The organism is Shewanella sp. SR43-4 (assembly GCF_014163845.1).
Classification (GTDB): Bacteria; Pseudomonadota; Gammaproteobacteria; order Enterobacterales; family Shewanellaceae; genus Shewanella; species Shewanella vesiculosa.
Window position 1 is genome coordinate 243488 of the sequence record NZ_JACJEB010000003.1, and the last position, 17854, is coordinate 261341.

A 17854-nucleotide genomic window follows, 5' to 3' on the forward strand; every position below is an offset into this window, starting at 1 on the left:
TAGTTTTAAGATTGCTATATCTTTGCCATATTGAATAAATAGATAGGACTTTAATCCCACTAATTCTTGTTTGTTATAAATATGGTCATCCATCAATGTTGTTATCTTGAAAATGGCTGGCATAGTCAATTATTTCTAGATGTAGTAATTAGAGTTGATGTTGACAACCTGAAATACTGGCGGATAAGCATAGCGCCATTTATTTTTACTAGATTGAATATTACTGCTGAAAACTGCTTAAAAATCACAATAGAGTTTGGCGCGTTATTCAAAGAAGAAGTAGGGGGCTTTGCCCATATTAAAAGACATTACAGCATTTAGACCGAAAACGACGACAGAGCACAGCTAAATGCCAGCGTTGGAAGTGTGCGTATACAATCACTTCTGAATTCCACAAACTATTTTCTACTTGATCGATATCAAGCTTTTCTGTTGTCTTGGTTTTAGCTAATGTGTCATTTTTTAGCCATTGAGCGCACATATTTTAAATCACTCGGTTGAATCTGTGCGTTTATAAAATGAGCGCAGGTGTTGGCAACTCAAAAACGAAAGGCGTTATGTGTTATCTTAAAAATAGCTGGAATATTTTGATGGAGATAGTGATCTTATGCTCTCGGTTAAGAGCATGTCATGAGTTCTGTTCATCCTGACTGAGTATGCTAGGCCATTTATGGCTTGATTATTGTTATTTTTGAGCCATGAAATAAATGGCAATTTAGGCTGAGAATTCCACATTAATGCCAGTAGAGGCAATCATATTCTGCACGTCCCATCATATCCTGCATATCTAGACAAGAATTAACCTAAGGGGTCTTTAAGCATGAATAAAGCAAAGAATAGCGGCAGCCATCATTTGCCAGTTGACACTTTCAGTAGCCACACCCCGACAGCAACATCCGTTTCCCACTCCATACCCACGGGGTTTGTGCACGTGCGCGGCGCCCGAGAAAATAACCTGCAGAACGTTGACGTGGATCTACCCCGGGACTCGATAGTTGCTTTCACCGGGGTGTCCGGCTCTGGCAAATCCTCGCTCGCTTTTGGCACCATTTTCGCTGAGGCCCAGCGACGTTTCTTCGAGTCCGTCGCGCCGTACGCCCGGCGCCTGATCCAGCAAGGCCATTCGCCTCAGGTGGATGAAATTACTGGATTACCGCCAGCCGTCGCACTGCAACAGCGCCGAGGAACACCCAACTCACGCTCAAGTGTAGGCACAGTTACCACCCTCTCAAATTCCCTGAGGATGCTTTATTCTCGAACAGGAGTCTATCCTGATGGGGCTTTGCGCCTCGAGTCAGACTCCTTCTCACCCAACACCGCCATGGGCGCATGCCCTAAATGTCAGGGACTTGGAACCGCGCACACAGTCACCGAGGCATCGCTGGTGCTCGACCCTTCACTGAGTATTCGCGAAGGTGCCGTCACGGCTTGGCCTGGGGCGTGGCAGGGTAAGAACCTGCGTGACATTCTTACAGCGCTCGGTTATGACGTGGATAAACCTTGGGAACAGCTGTCCCGCGCCGATCGCGATTGGATCTTGTTCACCGAGGAACAACCCGTAGTCAACATCATGCCGGAGCGGGAAAGGCCCCGACCTTACAAGGGAAAATTCTGGAGTGCGCAGAGTTACGTGATGCACACGCTTGCCGATTCAAAAAGCACCTCGGTGCGTAACCGTGTATTGAAATATGTTGAATCAGGGCCATGCCTAATGTGCGCGGGCAGTGGACTGCGCAGCGAAGCTCTCGCGGTTACCTTCAACGGCCGCACCATAGCCGAGCTTAACAGCTTGTCGCTCACCGAGCTCCGCCGTGTGCTTGACCGTCCGGCGGCCGGCAATACCCCAGGTGAAACTATCACCAAGGATCTCACTCGCCGCCTTGATGTGCTGCTCGATCTCGGCCTCGGATACCTCAGTCTAGGCCGCGCAACACCCACGCTCTCTCCTGGTGAAATGCAGCGGCTGCGCATTGCCACCCAGCTGCGCTCTGGGCTTTTCGGTGTAATCTACGTACTCGACGAACCTTCCGCTGGGCTGCACCCAGCAGATGCCGAGCCGCTCCTTGCCGTACTTGAGGAGCTCAAATCTAGCGGTAACTCAGTTTTTATCGTGGAACACAATATGGACGTGGTGCGCCGCGCTGACTGGGTCATCGACGTCGGCCCATATGCGGGAGAGCAGGGCGGAGTTGTCCTCTACAGCGGACCGACGGCGGGACTCAAAGATGTACCCGCCTCGATCACGCGAAAATTTCTCTTTGCAAGCGAGCGTCCCGTTCCGGCGGCACGCGAGCTACGACATCCGCTCGGCTGGCTTGGCCTGACGGGGATAACCCGCCATAACCTACGCGGCCTTAATGCCAAGTTTCCGCTCGGCATACTGACCGCGGTTACAGGTGTATCGGGCTCTGGCAAGTCCACCCTAGTGAGTCAGGTGCTCGCCGAGACTGTAGGCTTGTACCTTCATCCAGATCTAGACCCCAGTACCGGGATCGCATCCACAGCCTCGATGAATGGCGAGAAGGATGATCAACCCGAGCCTAAACCCGTTGAAATCACCACGGTTGAGACGATCACTGGGGCGGATCTGATCGATCGACTGGTGCGCGTTGACCAGAAACCGATCGGTCGCACACCGCGTTCCAACCTCGCCACCTATACTGGCCTGTTCGATGCAGTGCGTACCACATTCGCCGCGACCCCCGAGGCTCGAAGCCGAAACTTCGGCGCCAGCCGGTTCTCGTTCAACGTGGCGGGCGGCCGCTGCGAGACCTGCCTTGGCGAGGGATTTGTGGCGGTCGGTCTGCTTTTTTTACCAGGTAGTTATATGCCCTGTTCCGACTGCGACGGCACGCGATATAATCCTGAGACCCTCGAGGTGACGTACTGTAACAAGAATATAGCCGAGGTGCTTGGGCTTACCGTGGATGCGGCAATGGTGTTTCTCGCCGATGTGCCCTCGGCATTGCGCAGTCTTAAGACCCTTAGTGAGGTGGGGCTCGGCTACCTGCGACTCGGCCAACCCGCCACCGAACTTTCCGGAGGCGAGGCGCAGCGCATCAAGCTTGCGACCGAGCTGCAGCGGGCACGCCGCGGCCATACGCTGTACATTCTCGACGAGCCCACAACTGGGCTCCATCCTGCCGACGTGCTATTACTGCTCGCTCAGCTCAACCGCCTCGTCGATGCTGGCAATACCGTGATTGTGGTGGAACACGATATGGACGTAGTTGCCGCCGCCGACTGGGTTATCGACATTGGCCCTGAAGGCGGTGACAAGGGCGGCTGCATAGTGGTCGCCGGCACGCCCCATGCAGTGGCCGCTCACCCAGCGAGCCGAACGGCGCCTTACTTGGCCCAGTGGGTCTCTACCAACTGAGTTTACTGTTTGCCGTGGCAAATTCAGTAAACCTGACGCGCTGGGGCGCCGATCCCAGCGCCAGTTGATAAGCCGCAATAGTTCCTACGCGGGTTCGACAGTGCAGCACAACGAGTAGCAAAGTAGGCAGCATAAATCTATCTGTAATAACACACTAAACCATCACTTTAGTATTCAAACCGATTACATTTTAACCGCGACAGCAAATAGAGAGGCAGTGCGAAATAGCACTGTCTCACAAACTACCGTTATTTTACTGATCCAAAAGCGTATTGTTATCATGGAAGTTAAATCTGATAAGTGTTTTTAAGCGGTTGTAATGGTTAACTCATATTTTGATGGTTAAAAAATTGACTTTTTAATTCAGGAATAAAGCCAGTTTCAGTTAGCAATTGCAGGGGTGATTTTAGCTTGTGAAACTAACCAATTGAAACAGAATGATTAATTTAATATTTAACGGGATGGCCTCGGGTGTAAACTCTTTTGGGAGCATTGCGGAGGCTTTATTTATCCATGGCCTTATTCCACATTTGCTTATAGGTATTACGGGTTCTTGAGCTTAGAGGGCGCCATAAATATTGCTCAGAGAAAAATGTCTCATCTCCGACTCTGGCATCTTTAACTAATTGTGGGTCGAGTAACTTAGCCGTAGCGCCATTTACAATAATAGAACCATACATTTCTAATATGCGTTTTTGCACTGGTTCGCTGATCATAAAGTCGATTAGTAAATAGGCCGCATCTAGCTTTTCACCTTTAACATGCCTTCCTATAGCTAAAGTATCTAGCCACACAGTTTGGCCTTCCTTAGGGGTTGCTAGTTTCCAGTTTTGTCCGCTTTTATTGGCAGCTGCTACCCCAAACCAATATGTGGTGGCCAATTCTAGATCTTTCATGCGCTCTACATCAGCCATACCGTTCCAAAATGAGTCTGCATTTTGGACTAGGCTCGTCAGTTTAGCTTGCACTTTAGGTTTATCAAACTCTATAGCATCTATGTCGTAGAAAGATTCTGGTGGGTAACCTAAAACCAGTAGCGTGGTATAGATGTTGGCTTCAAATTGATCACCTGTGATAGCAAATTTAGCTTTATTTTCCGGTTGCCACAATTCTTCCCAGGATTTTGGCTCATCTCGCTTTGCTGCATTGTAAGCCAGGCCATATGAGCCTCCAAGTAAAGGAACTGAATATTTTTTGCCTTTAAATTCATCGTATTGACTGTTTCTTAATGAATTTAGTACTTTGGGGTAATGACTCAGGCGACTAAAATCTATGGGTTGTAATACCAGAAGTAACCTGTTTTTATTCATCTTGTAGTAATTGTGTGTTGGGGTAGTCACATCAGCGGCTCTGGCTCGCAGTTTGTTGAAGATAAGTTCAGGATCTGTGATATAGGGATCCATAATATTTAGCTCAACTTCCATCCCCTTAGATTTAGCATAGACCTCAAAATCTTCTTTAAATGGGCTGATATAGCCTTCCCATTCTAGTATGTTCAATGTCACGGCTAGGGTATTTGTCGACATCAATATACCAGTTAAAAACAGGTTGTTTACTCTTAAGTATTTACCTATTTTCACTATGTGTATCCTTATTTAGTCACGAGCTTTGATTTATCGAATCAGTAAAGCGGTGAGTTCATCTAACCATGCATCTCATGTGTTATAAGGATTGTTCATAACAAGGAGTTTAGCCAGTTTGGCATAGCGTTTTTATTTGATACTTTGTGTTAATAATCTCATAAACCAACCACGACAAACTAAAATAAACCCGCTTCAGTTGGTTAATTGCCGATACAAGTAACAGGTTTTTATCCGGTGTTAACTTAATTAAGTCTAAAAAACATCAATATGATATTTTCAAATAACATCATATTTTTATTCAATTTCCCGCTTACAAAAAGTGAAGTTTTACAGACCAAACTGGCTAAATTTACAGACTTTTATTAGGTTTTTTATGTTTTACCCACCAATGTTGATTATTTCAGCCTGACTTAAGCCACAAATAATAAACTAGTCGATAACGTATTCAATGAGTTGTTTACTATGAAAAATAACAAATATTAAAAGAAGGAAGTCGTTGTTATATGAAAATCAATCTTATCGCGCTAGCCGTTGCAGGTACACTTTCAACCACCCTGTTTCTCACGGGATGCCAATCAGCATCAGAAGCTGACAACAAGCAACAATTACAGGTTAGTCCACTATCCGCAAATCCTTTATTTGTTGCTAGCACATTGCAATATCAAGCTCCCGATTTTAACATCATTAAAGATGAGCATTTTCAGCCAGCACTTGAGCAAGGTATTAAAGAGCATTATCAACAAGTACTGATGATTGCTAATAATAATGATAAAGCCACTTTTGCCAACACCATAGTTGCACTGGAAACTAGCGGTGAACTACTCAATAGAGCAGCGAATGTGTTTTATAATTTAGCGAGCACAGACAGTAACCCAACACTGCGAAAAATTCAGGGTGAAATGGCACCAAAAATGGCGGTTCACTCGGATAATATCCAACTCAACTCGGCATTGTTCTCTCGTATTGACTCACTTTATCAACAACGCCAGCAGTTAGGCTTGAGCGCCGAAGAGATCCGCCTGATTGAGGTTTATCATCAGCGCTTTATCATGGCTGGCGCTAAGCTAACCGATGAGCAAAAAGCCCAAATTAGATTACTCAATGAAGAGCAATCAACACTCACCAATGAATTTAGCCAACGCCTACTCAGGCTGACGAAAGAGATTGCAGTTGTTGTTGATTCTGAAGAAGAGCTTGCAGGATTATCTGTAAATGAGCTCCGAGCAGCGAAAGCAGATGCGAGTGCACAAGGTCTTGAAGGTAAATACCTGCTAAGTATTACTAATACCACCCGCCAACCTGTATTAGCCAAGCTTGAAAATCGCGAATTGCGCCAGCGTGTTTGGCAGGCTTCATCGACTCGCGGAATGAGTGGTAATAACGAAACCGCATCATTGGTGTCACGTTTAGCCCAGCTTCGTGCTGAGCGTGCAGCGCTATTAGGGTACGATAGCTGGGCAGATTATACTCTGGCACCGCAAATGGCTAAGACGCCAGAGGCGGTATATGAAATGTTTGGATCTATGGTGCCCGCTGTTGTCGCTAATACCGAAAAAGAAGCCGCTGATATTCAAATGATGATCAACAAGACTGGCGCTGATTTTACCCTAGCACCATGGGACTGGGCTTTCTACGCTGAAAAAGTACGTAAAGAGAAGTACGATCTCGACGCCGCTTCAATCAAGCCTTACTTCGAATTTAACCGTGTATTGGAAGATGGTGTTTTCTTTACCCTTGAAAAACTCTACGGCGTCACCTTCAAGCCACGTCCAGATTTACCGGTTTACCATAAAGATGTAAAAGCCTATGAAATGTTTGATGTCGATGGCAGTTCGATGGCCATCTTCTATGCCGATCACTTTGCCCGAGAAGGTAAGCGCGGCGGAGCATGGATGAGTGCATTTGTCACTCAATCGACATTACTTAACAGCAAACCTGTCGTTGTTAATGTAATGAATATCAAAAAGGCACCTGAAGGTCAGCCTACGTATGTTAGCTATGATGAAGTGACCACAATGTTCCATGAAATGGGCCATGGCACCCATGGAATGTTTTCAAAAGTCACTTATCCAAGTCTTTCTGGCACGGCTGTTACCCGCGACTTTGTTGAGTTCCCATCAACCTTCGAAGAAGATTGGGCCGCGCACCCTGAAGTACTGGCAAATTACGCTAAACACTATCAAACTGGCGAGATGATCCCCGATGAGCTACTCCAAAAGTTACTTAAGTCGCGCAGCTTTAATCAAGGTTTCGACACTCTTGAGTATATGGCGGCCGCACTGGTGGATTTAGAGTGGCATTCACTGCCGGCAGATGCGCCGCTTCAAGATGTCGCGCAGTTTGAAGCCGCTGCGTTGAAAAAGCATGGTGTTGATATCGCTGCAGTGCCGCCACGTTATAAATCGACTTACTTTGCTCACGCATTCCCTGGTGGATACTCAGCAAGTTACTACGCCTACATGTGGAGTGAGATCTTAGCTGCTGATGCATTTGCTTATGTACAAACTCAAGGTGGATTAAACCGTGAGATTGGCATGAAATACCGCAAGACCATTCGTGAAGTGGGTAACAGTGTGCCACCGATGGAAGCTTATAAAGCCTTCCGTGGACAAGAGCCGACAACTGAGGCTCTCCTCAAGCGACGCGGTTTGAACTAAGCATTCACATTGCATCGAAAAAAATGCCGCTAATTTAGCGGCATTTTTAATTAAATCAATTAAATATTCTGTTTGTGTTTTGTACATCAAGCCTCAGTAAGACCTTTGTTTTTTAATCAACTAATGCTGATTAAGTAACCTAAGCATAGTGTGTTAGTGTTGATCAAGATCAAGCATATTGTTGCTCTGTAAGTCTACACTCATTAATGTAGCTGTGTTTAAAGCAGTCCGACACTCCGTTGCAAACGTGTTTTTGTTAGGGGATAACATGAATTTTAAAGACTATTACACGGTATTAGGCATAGATCCTCAAGCGGATGATAAGGCGGTAAAAGCCGCTTATAAAAAACTCGCGGTCAAGTATCATCCCGATGTGAGCAAGCATGATGATGCAGAGGCAAAATTCAAAGAAATTGGTGAAGCTTACGCGATATTACATAACGCTAAAAAGCGTGCTGAATACGATGAAGTGCGTCAGCATCATTTAAACCGAAGCCAAAATCAATATGCAAATCACGCAGCTGGCGGCCAAGATTGGGGCCAACAGCAAAGCGATCCTCAAACGGATCAAGAATTCTCTGATTTTTTCAATTCAATTTTTGGTGGCAGGCATACAGGCTTTGATCCTCGTGGCCAATATCAAGGTCGACAGACTCAACCTGCAAAAGGCCAAGACATTGAAATGGAGTTCCCGATGTTTCTTGAAGAAACATTGGCCGACACGCTTAAGCCTGTCTCGTTTACTCTTCAACAACGCGATGCAGATGGTCATATTGTTGAACACCCCAAATCGCTAAAAGTTAACATTCCTGCCGGTGTAGCCAATGGTGAACGTATTCGTCTTAAAGGCCAAGGTGGACCGGGGCAAACCAAAGCCGACAACGGTGATTTGTATTTGAAAATTCGTTTTGCGCCTCATCCTTTGTTTGATGTCGACGGGCGAGATTTAACTATTGTAGTGCCTGTAGCACCTTGGGAAGCCGTGCTGGGCACTAAGGTTAAATTACCAACATTAACAGGTCACATCCAATTAAGTATTCCTGCTAATAGTCAATCTGGACAGCGATTACGCATAAAAGGTAAAGGGTTACTGAGTAAAAAACAGCAAGGCGATTTATTTGCGCTGCTGAAAATTGTGGTGCCGACGGTATCAGATGAAACAAGCAAAAATTTATGGACTGAATTAGCCGAAAAAAATACATTCGACCCTCGTGCCAGTTGGAGTAAATAATCATGCTGCAGATTAATATAAGTGAACAAGATAGTTGGTTGAGCAGTGATGAATTGTGTGAATGCAGCGATATTAGCCTGGCACTACTACTGGAGCTTGTGGAGCATAGTATTGCCATTCCACAGCAGGGGGAGGTGATAGAGCAATGGCAATTTAGTGTCGAGAATTTACATCAAGTTAAAAAAGCCACTCGTATACAACGTGATTTTGCACTTGACTGGGGTGGCGTCGGTTTAATTTTACAATTACTCAATGAAAGAGACAGATTAGAGCATGAAGTGTATACGCTAAAACAGCAACTTAACCGTTTTAAGGTATAGCCTTATGCCGCTGCCTTAGTAAGGTTAACGCGCTTTGTGCCTTTATTTGTAGATGCAAAATAAGCGCAGGCTATGTAATGCCCAACGCTTATTTTGAGTCTTTATAGATGCTTATTAAACCGTTTTGCCGCTAATAGTACCCCAAGACAGGTAAAGCCCAGTAGCCACAGTGCATCCTGGCTTAATGACATGACTTCCGCTTCTCTAAGCACAATGCCTCGTACCATACGAATAAAATGGGTTGCAGGTAAAGCTTCCGATACCCATTGTGCTCCAATCGGCATGGCTTCATAAGGAAACATAAATCCAGATAATAAAATTGAGGGCATCAACACAAAAATGGTTAATTGCATGGCTTGAAGTTGAGTTTTCGCAATAGTACTTATCACTAAGCCTAGTGATAAACTGGCACAGATAAATAAGAAAGACGCCAGTAACAAAGAGTCTAATCCACCGCGAACCGGAACAGCAAAGATCCAGTGCCCAGCGCTAAGAATAATCGCGACTTGGATGAGTCCTACCAAAATGTACGGAATGATTTTACCCAGCATCAGTTCCAGTGGCCGAACCGGAGTTGCAATTAAAAACTCCATATTTCCCAGTTCTTGCTCACGTACAATGGCCGCAGATGTAAACATAATCATTGTCATTGTTAGGATAACTGCCAGTAATCCAGGAACAATATTAACCACAGATCGCTGCTCAGGATTAAAGTATTCGACCACTTCAAATGTCGGCACACTCATGCTGGCTGAGCGGTTAGCCACTTCGTCCAACGGTAAATTCCTCAATGAGCGAATTGTTGCGGCTACCATAGTATCGGAACCGTCCAAAAGCCATTGACCTACCGGACGCGTGATTTGCGATGAACCTTGTTTGGCATCAAATGCAGGATGGATGAGTAAACGTTGAGGCAAATCAAGGGGTAAATAAAGTACGGCTTTGACTTCACCATTGGTAATCGCTTTCTCCGCTTGCTCGATAGAATAATATTGATATTGAAAATCCACTGCTTGAGTTGCGATTATCGTCTGAGTGACGGCTCGGCTATAGGTGGTTTGACTCATATCGATGATGCCTGCGGGCACATGGCGAATGTCGGTGTTAATGGCATACCCAAATAGCATTAACTGCAACAATGGGATCATCACTATCATGCCAAATGTCATCCGATCTCGAGACAGTTGCTTCATTTCTTTGACAACAATCGCCACTAATCTATCCCACATTGCGACCTCCGGTGCTGGTGACAAATACGTCTTCAAGACTCGGACGAACAATTTCAAGCTGATATTGCTGACAAATAGAACTCAGGAACTGCAGAGGCTCCGATATCGACTCATTCACCAGGACCCTTAAGCGCGTACCAGATTGAGACGCAGAAATAATTGCATCAACAGTCGACAGTTTCTGTTTTAACTCTCTTATATTATTGCCACTGACTTCAATAACCGTGGCTCCCATTGATTGCATTAAGTCACGCGGCGTGCCATTTGCTCGTCTGATACCATTTTCAAGAATGGCTAAGTGATGACAGCGCTCAGCTTCATCCATATAGTGCGTCGATACCAAAATCGTTGTGCCACTATTACTCAGATCAAATAAATGCTCCCAAAAATCACGTCGGTTTTGTGGATCAACAGCTGATGTTGGTTCGTCAAGAAACAGCAGTTCAGGGCGGTGCATAGTGGCACAGGCCAGCGCCAAACGTTGTTTTTGTCCACCGCTCATGGTGCCTGCTAGCTGCTTTTGTTGCTGCTCGAGACCATATTGGCCCAGTAAGTCGGTTATGCGTTTTTTGTCTTTAACACTGTAGATAGCCGCCACGAAACGCATATTTTCCAATACCGTTAAATTGTCGTATAAGGAAAATTTCTGCGTCATATAGCCGATTCGGCTTTTAAGTAATTCTTCATTTCCTTGCAACGGTAAACCTAAAATGGTGGCTTCGCCCGCAGTAGGCTTTAATAACCCAGTTAACATTCTAATTAAGGTTGATTTACCACAGCCATTGGGGCCAAGAAAACCGTAAATGCTGCCTTTAGGTACCTGTAAATCGAGTTTATCTACCGCGACTAAATCGCCAAACTGACGGGTTAAGCCTTGTGTTTCGATCACATTTTCGAAGTCATTCATGGTAAACGAACCTCAACACCCAGACCATTAGGCAAGTTTGCATCAATAGGTAAGTCTATTTCAGTTAAATACATTAACCTTGCTCTATCTCGTTCATTTAGAGCAAAGTAAGGTGTAAACGCTGGGCTACTTCTGATATTGCGAACCGTCCCGGTTACTGGGTGTTCATAACCATCAACCCACACCGCTACAGTGTCACCGCGGTTAATTTTACCCAGAGCCGTTGCGGGCAAATATACTCGCGCGTAAAGTCGATCACTGGCTAGCAATGTCACTAATTGCACGTTCGCTGCGACTCGATCGCCAAGTTTCCAAGGTAAAACATCTACCACTCCAGCTTTAGGGGCTCGAATGCTTAATTCGGCTAGAGATTGCTGGGCATCGGCCAATGATGCTTGTGCCGCATCAGCTTGAGCTTGTGCTTGGACAACTTCTTCGCTGCGGGTACCATTTTTAAGCTCTAACCATTGCTGTTTTGCTTGGGTTAATTGTGCAGCTGTTTGATCTTTTATTGCTTTGGCTGAATCAAAATCGGCTTTGGCGACAATTTTTTTAAACCAAAGGTCTTTCATGCGCACATAGTTTCGTTCTGCTTCTTGGGCTTGAGCTTGTTCGGCAAGCATTGCTGCATTAGCGGCGGCAAGTTGCTCTAACCGAGTCCCGGTTTGCAATTGCTTAAGTTTTGCTTGGGCTTGAGTCAGCGTCGCTTGTCGTTGGTTAATAAGCCATTGCGCGTGCCGAGGATCAAGTTGAAGTAACAAGTCTCCTGCGTTGACTTGTTGTCCTTCTTTTACCTGTATCGAGCTAATCTGCTCTGTAACCGGTGCTGAAAGCATGATCCGATCCCGTTCAATTAAACCCATTGCGCGGTTACCTTCTTCAGCGGTACAGCCCGCGAAGAGCAAAATAATCGGCAAGTAAATTAGATGAGGTTTCATTTTTGGACTCCTGGTCCTGAAGATTCTAGAGGTGGAACTTGAAACAGTCCTTGATTCATCACCAGCATATTGTGGGCAATCAGTTGGTCTAACATAGACTCGCTCAGGGGGAGATTCATTTGTTTGAGTAACACTTTGGGAGCAATTAATGGAAAGACCATTAAGCTAATAAAGCTTAAGCGGACCCATTTGGGATCGAGCTGTGGGTTGATTTTTTGTTGGTCGGATAATTCTTTAATCCAGTCGCCTGCATAACCGAGCATTTCATGAATAACATTCGATACTATGATGAATGCCTCATCACTGGCCTGTTGATTTAATGATTGGAAAATTAGCCGAGGCAGGGCGGGGACATGTTCCATTATGCGATAATAAGCGCGCATTAATGCTTCTGGTGAGTTCTGTTGTTTTTTTAAATCATGCTTGAATACACTGGCCACAGGAGCAATGGTTTCTCTCACCATGGTTTCAAACAAACCAGCTTTAGAATCAAAGTAATAACGGATCATTGCTGCATCTACGCCAGCACGCCGAGCGAGTTCGCGAATAGACACACGATCGTAGCTGTTATGAAGAAAGCATCCTTTTGCCGCCTCTATCAGTGCCGCGCGAGTTTGTGTCTCCCCTTTGGGTCTTCCCGGTTTATCAGCCATATCAAACTCCGTTAATTCATCTATTGATGAATAATAACAAATACTGACTAAGAGAATAGGATATTAATTCCCCAATATAGGATCTCGTGCGGAATTATATTAATAAGCCGTATTTTGGTAAGACCAATAATTATCGTGCAGCAAGCTCAATAATTCATTTTATCAACTAAGCTATAATATGGTTTAAGTAATTATATTAGCGTAAAAAAATGGCCTGAATAATAATGAATATGATTAAAAGCTAACTCTCTAATGGCGCAAGAAATGAATATATTTTTCGCGTATCTTGCTGTGTGTAAAAATTAATCTTGTTGAGTTTTTAGCAGGCAAAAATCTAATAATAGTCTACTGAGGCTAAATCAACTCTTATATCCTCATAAGATCAACTATTACAATATTGAATAAAGATAATTTATAGGGAAATATATTTAATATACAGCAGTTTATTTATAATTATTTTTGATTCAGTTGATTGTTTTTAAAGAGGATTATTTTTGTAAATATGCTTGATTTCTAAATAATCCTGAAATGATGAGCTTATTTTGTTAAAATCCCCACCAAGAACTGAATTGAGTGTCAAATTTACAGGGCTGGCGGCTCTAACAGAGGATTTATGAAGATAAATAAGGACAAATACAGTATAGATAATACCGATTATACTGTGGGGCAGGATAATATCCAAAAATGGGGCTTTGATATTCATAATTCCGTTTTTGGTATTAGTGCAGGTCTAATAGCGACCTTTTTAATTGCAATTTTAATTATTGATCCGGCAACATCAAAAGAATTTTTGGACGGTTTGAAATGGCAGATTATAGGCGCTTTTGACAGTCTATTTATGTGGTCTGCGAATTTTTTCGTGCTCTTCTGTATCGGATTAATTTTATCTCCTTACGGTAAAATTCGTTTAGGTGGCGATGATGCTAAAGCGGACTATTCTAGGCTTTCTTGGATAGCAATGCTCTTTGCTGCTGGTATGGGGATTGGTTTGATGTTTTGGGGGGTTGCTGAGCCCTTAGCGTATTACACTGGTTGGTATGAAACGCCACTGAATGTGGTTGCTAATACACCTGAAGCGGCAGAGCTTGCTCTTGGTGCAACTATGTTCCATTGGGGATTACACCCATGGTCAATTTATGGAGTTGTTGCTTTGTCTATGGCTTTCTTTGCTTATAACAAAGGTTTGCCACTTTCAATACGCTCTGCTTTTTATCCTATCTTGGGTGACCGTACTTGGGGTTGGCCTGGACACATTATTGATATCTTAGCGGTATTAGCCACATTATTTGGTCTTGCAACGTCATTAGGTTTAGGTGCTCAACAAGCCGCTGGCGGATTCCAACATGTTTTTGGTATCGAAGCTGACTTAACCTTACAAATCACGATTATTGTGGTTGTCACATTACTTGCTGTTATTTCTGTGGTACGTGGTCTTGAAGGCGGTGTTAAAGTGATCAGTAACATCAATATGTTACTTGCGGTTGCTTTACTTGTGTTTGTTGCACTTGTTACTTTTGCCGTTTCCATGGGGACGATTCCGACCACGGTAATGGGCTATGTGAAAAATATTATTCCATTGAGCAATCCTATCGGTCGTGAAGATGAAGCTTGGATGCATGGTTGGACTGTGTTTTATTGGGCTTGGTGGATTTCTTGGTCTCCGTTTGTGGGTATGTTTATTGCCCGTATTTCACGCGGAAGAACCGTTCGTGAATTTCTGGCCACTGTATTGATTGTTCCAACTGTAGTAACCATTTTATGGATGTCTGTATTTGGTGGTATCGCTATCGATCAAGTGATCAATAATGTCGGTACATTGGGCAGCAAAGGGCTAACAGAAGTGCCATTAGCGATGTTCCAAATGTTTGATTCGTTGCCATTAGGTAATCTGTTATCAATGCTGGCGGTACTTTTAGTGTTGGTGTTCTTTATTACCTCTTCTGATTCAGGTTCACTTGTTATCGACAGTATTACAGCTGGTGGCAAAATAGATGCTCCGATCCCACAGCGTATTTTCTGGGCTGTCATCGAAGGTGCTATCGCTGCGGTATTATTGTGGGTTGGTGGTACTGAAGCGATTGAAGCATTGCAGGCCGGCGCGATATCAACAGGATTACCTTTTACCATTATTCTGTTAATCATGTGTGTCAGCTTGCTGTTAGGCATGCGCACCGAGAAACATAATAAAGGCTAGTCTTAATCTGTAATAAAAAGCCGATGATTAATTCATCGGCTTTTTTATGGGTTAATGGTTATCGGTGGGACTATAGCCACAATTTTCGAATTTCAGTATCAGAGCTAAAATGATAGTTAATTTGTGCCTGTAGTAACTCGGCAGTGGCAATCGCGTCGGTTAGGGCATCATGAGGTGCATAAGCGGGTAAGTTGTAACGCTCTCGAGTATTAGCCAGTCGAATTGACACCTTGTGTTTGGGTTTAAAAAAACTCAATATTCCCTGAGATTTAGCCCGTTGTAAATTAGCTTCAATTTGCATGGTATCAATCACTGGGAAGACAATGCCTTCATTAATCAACAGTCGTAAAGCGTGATCCAGAAAATCACGTTCAATATGGCGATAATGTACCACGACCACTTTACCTGCCAGTTCATCTAAAAGCTGTTCTAAAATAAGCAACAGATCAGGTGCTCCTTGTAAGTCGGAGTGAGTAATACCGTGGATAATAATCGAGTTTTCTTGGAGTTTATCTTGTGGATTTAGATACCATTTTTTGGCTTTACGGCAAAAAATTCGCCGTAAATTAAACGGCACTAGACCAATACTAATAATGCTATTTTGCTGCGAATCTAGGCCAGTAGTTTCAAAATCAAGCGCGACAAATTCAATGTCGCTCAATGGAGTTTCATTGCAGTAGGTACCCGCTTGATAAAAATCATATAGTCGTCGATCTTTACTATTTTTTGCTTTTAATTTAAGCAACGCTGCCCAGTTTAAAATTTCGTTATCGCTGAAATTGGTCATGAGTTAGCCTTAAAGTTTGTTGGCTGTATAACGATATTTTAAAAAGTTTTGCGCATTACTTAACACTAAAAAAGCATCTTTAAGGTTACGTCGCTCAAAATCAGACATACTTTCTGGTTCAATATTATTATCAGGTTCAATACCAGATTCGATATCTGACGACTGATGGCGCAAGCGAACCAGAGAGATAAGCTCCATGGCATGTTGTAAATCCTCACCTTTTGAGGTGGGCAGAATACCCGCTTCGATAATATCTTCTAAGCGTTCAAATGAGTTTTGTGATTGCGAACCGATGGCTAAGGCATGTACTCGAATTAAATCCGCCAATGGTGCAGTACCACGACGTTTTAAATTAATCGAGTTATTGTGGCGACCATCTTTTTCCATTACAAAATCTTTAAAAAATCCCAGCGGAGGTTTACGGTTAAGAGCATTGTGTGCCAAGCAGGCTAAGAAGCGGTTGTTTTTCTTTGCTTTTCTAAGAATAAATGCATTTAACTGCTCAGCCCATTTGATGCGGCCATAGACACCGGTAAGGTCAAAGAAAATTGAGCAATTTAATAACGCTTGTGGATTAGGATTGTCTATCCAGTCACCGAAACATTCTTCCCACTGCGCACGTGTTTTGCGGTTCTCTGGGTTGCTGGCCATAATATCACCGGTGCAATAGCTGTAGCCGCAGGCGGCTAAACCATCACAGACAAAGTTTGCTAGCTGTTCAAAGTAGGCACCATGCAAGGCGACTTGATAACTATTGTCGAGAATAATGGCATTGTCTTGGTCGGTGACCATCAGCTGCTCATCACGGGCCATCGACCCCAGTGCTAAAAAGCAGTAGGGCACAGGTGGCGGGCCAAATTTTTCTTCCGCCAGTTCTAACAAACGCTGTTTAAAGTTACGGCCAATTTCTGACATTGCCCGACCAACCATGTGGGAGTTGGCATCTTCATTAACCATACGCACAAAACAATTTTTCAGCTGTGCAGAAAGAAACACTAAATCTTCGCTACTTTTTTGCTGAAAAATACTGCTGACAAATAACAAACTATTTTGTGATTCGTAACGGATAATATCCGCAACTTCGATCAGTCCAATGGGTTTTTTATTCTTTAAAATAGGCAGATGGTGAATGTTATTACGCAACATAAGCAGCATGGCTTCAAAGATATATGCGTTATGATCCAGTGAAAACAACTGAGTCGTCATGACTTGTGAGATAGGATTGTCAACATTGATGCCTGCAGCAATTACATTTGCACACAAATCGTGCTCAGTAATAATGCCAACGAAACTGCTGTCTTGTTGATTTTCTATCGTCGGATCATTAATTAATACTGCAGAAATATTCTCGTCGGCCATAATTTTGGCCACGGCTTGGATTGTCGTATTACAGGGAAGCACCAGAGCTTCCCGAGTCAGTAAGGTTTTCACCTTAGATGTGGTCAGCGCATTGTCACTGGTTTTACCTTTTACAGCCTGTTTTAAACGCGTGGTATCTTCAACCTCTACAAAATCGGCGAAATCGTCGTAATGTTCGCACAAATCAGTAAATACTGACTCTGGAATACAATATAGCAGGGTATCTTTTACCGCTTTGGCTGGGAAACGAACTTTATTATTAGTCAGTAAACCCATTTGGCCAAATAATTGCCCTTGATCGAGGCGATTATACAATTCACCTTTACGGCGATATAGCTCAACCACTCCGCTGCGGATCATATACAGTTCGGTAATGTTATCGGTGAAATTAACTATCATGCTATCGGTACGGTAATAAGAAATTTCAACGCTTTTGGCAACTTCAATGATGACTTGTTCAGGAAGCTGATCAAAGGGAGCGTACTGGGCAATAAAGCTTTGAATTTCGAGTAGTTCGGCTGACATAAATAGGCCTGCTAATATGTGATGACTGAGCTTCGTTGATAGTATTTAAATGCAAATCTATCAACGCGAAAATAGTGGCGTCTATCGTTGTT

General features: G+C 43.9%; 12 protein-coding genes. 5 read left to right on the forward strand and 7 right to left on the reverse strand.

Annotated features, from left to right (window positions below):
* Positions 1-820: 820 nt before the first annotated feature.
* The gene (locus tag H5123_RS04875) at positions 821-3379 is read left to right on the forward strand and encodes an excinuclease ABC subunit UvrA (RefSeq protein WP_182697192.1); all 2559 of its coding nucleotides are present in this window, start codon (positions 821-823) and stop codon (positions 3377-3379) included.
* A gap of 503 nt (positions 3380-3882) precedes the next feature.
* On the opposite strand, the gene H5123_RS04880 is transcribed toward H5123_RS04875, so the two are convergent.
* On the reverse strand, positions 3883-4959 hold the full coding sequence (locus H5123_RS04880) for a PotD/PotF family extracellular solute-binding protein (protein ID WP_124015963.1): 1077 nt from the start codon (positions 4957-4959) through the stop codon (positions 3883-3885).
* A gap of 506 nt (positions 4960-5465) precedes the next feature.
* Between H5123_RS04880 and H5123_RS04885 the strand changes: the two genes are divergently transcribed.
* The 3 genes from H5123_RS04885 to H5123_RS04895 all read left to right on the forward strand — a co-directional run bounded on the left by H5123_RS04885 (position 5466) and on the right by H5123_RS04895 (position 9170).
* On the forward strand, positions 5466-7619 hold the full coding sequence (locus H5123_RS04885) for a M3 family metallopeptidase (protein WP_182697193.1): 2154 nt from the start codon (positions 5466-5468) through the stop codon (positions 7617-7619).
* A gap of 268 nt (positions 7620-7887) precedes the next feature.
* Positions 7888-8850, forward strand: a complete 963-nt coding sequence (locus H5123_RS04890) for a DnaJ C-terminal domain-containing protein (protein ID WP_182697194.1) — start codon at positions 7888-7890, stop codon at positions 8848-8850.
* 2 nt (positions 8851-8852) lie between these two features.
* Positions 8853-9170, forward strand: a complete 318-nt coding sequence (locus tag H5123_RS04895; protein WP_182697195.1) for a chaperone modulator CbpM — start codon at positions 8853-8855, stop codon at positions 9168-9170.
* 101 nt (positions 9171-9271) lie between these two features.
* Here H5123_RS04895 and H5123_RS04900 read toward each other — a convergent pair whose 3' ends face one another.
* The 4 genes from H5123_RS04900 to H5123_RS04915 are packed head-to-tail and all read right to left on the reverse strand — an operon-like array spanning position 9272 to position 12897.
* Positions 9272-10399, reverse strand: a complete 1128-nt coding sequence (locus tag H5123_RS04900) for an ABC transporter permease (RefSeq protein ID WP_182697196.1) — start codon at positions 10397-10399, stop codon at positions 9272-9274.
* Positions 10389-11306, reverse strand: coding sequence for an ABC transporter ATP-binding protein (locus tag H5123_RS04905; RefSeq protein ID WP_182697197.1), 918 nt, complete (start codon positions 11304-11306; stop codon positions 10389-10391). Before H5123_RS04905 ends, H5123_RS04900 begins: the two co-directional genes overlap by 11 nt.
* Entirely contained in the window at positions 11303-12244 is a 942-nt protein-coding gene (locus tag H5123_RS04910) for an HlyD family secretion protein (RefSeq protein WP_182697198.1), read from the reverse strand. The genes H5123_RS04905 and H5123_RS04910 overlap by 4 nt, the downstream gene beginning before the upstream one ends.
* Positions 12241-12897 (reverse strand): TetR/AcrR family transcriptional regulator, encoded by a 657-nt coding sequence (locus tag H5123_RS04915; RefSeq protein WP_124015970.1) that lies wholly within the window; start codon positions 12895-12897, stop codon positions 12241-12243. Before H5123_RS04915 ends, H5123_RS04910 begins: the two co-directional genes overlap by 4 nt.
* Before the next feature lie 613 nt (positions 12898-13510).
* Here H5123_RS04915 and H5123_RS04920 point away from each other — a divergent pair.
* Positions 13511-15091 (forward strand): BCCT family transporter, encoded by a 1581-nt coding sequence (locus tag H5123_RS04920; protein WP_182697199.1) that lies wholly within the window; start codon positions 13511-13513, stop codon positions 15089-15091.
* A gap of 70 nt (positions 15092-15161) precedes the next feature.
* Here H5123_RS04920 and H5123_RS04925 read toward each other — a convergent pair whose 3' ends face one another.
* Together H5123_RS04925 and H5123_RS04930 are read right to left on the reverse strand one after the other, a co-directional pair.
* Positions 15162-15878 (reverse strand): 3'-5' exonuclease, encoded by a 717-nt coding sequence (locus H5123_RS04925; RefSeq protein WP_182697200.1) that lies wholly within the window; start codon positions 15876-15878, stop codon positions 15162-15164.
* A gap of 9 nt (positions 15879-15887) precedes the next feature.
* Complete coding sequence (locus tag H5123_RS04930; protein ID WP_124015973.1) at positions 15888-17762, reverse strand: putative nucleotidyltransferase substrate binding domain-containing protein; 1875 nt, start codon at positions 17760-17762, stop codon at positions 15888-15890.
* Positions 17763-17854 lie beyond the last annotated feature (92 nt).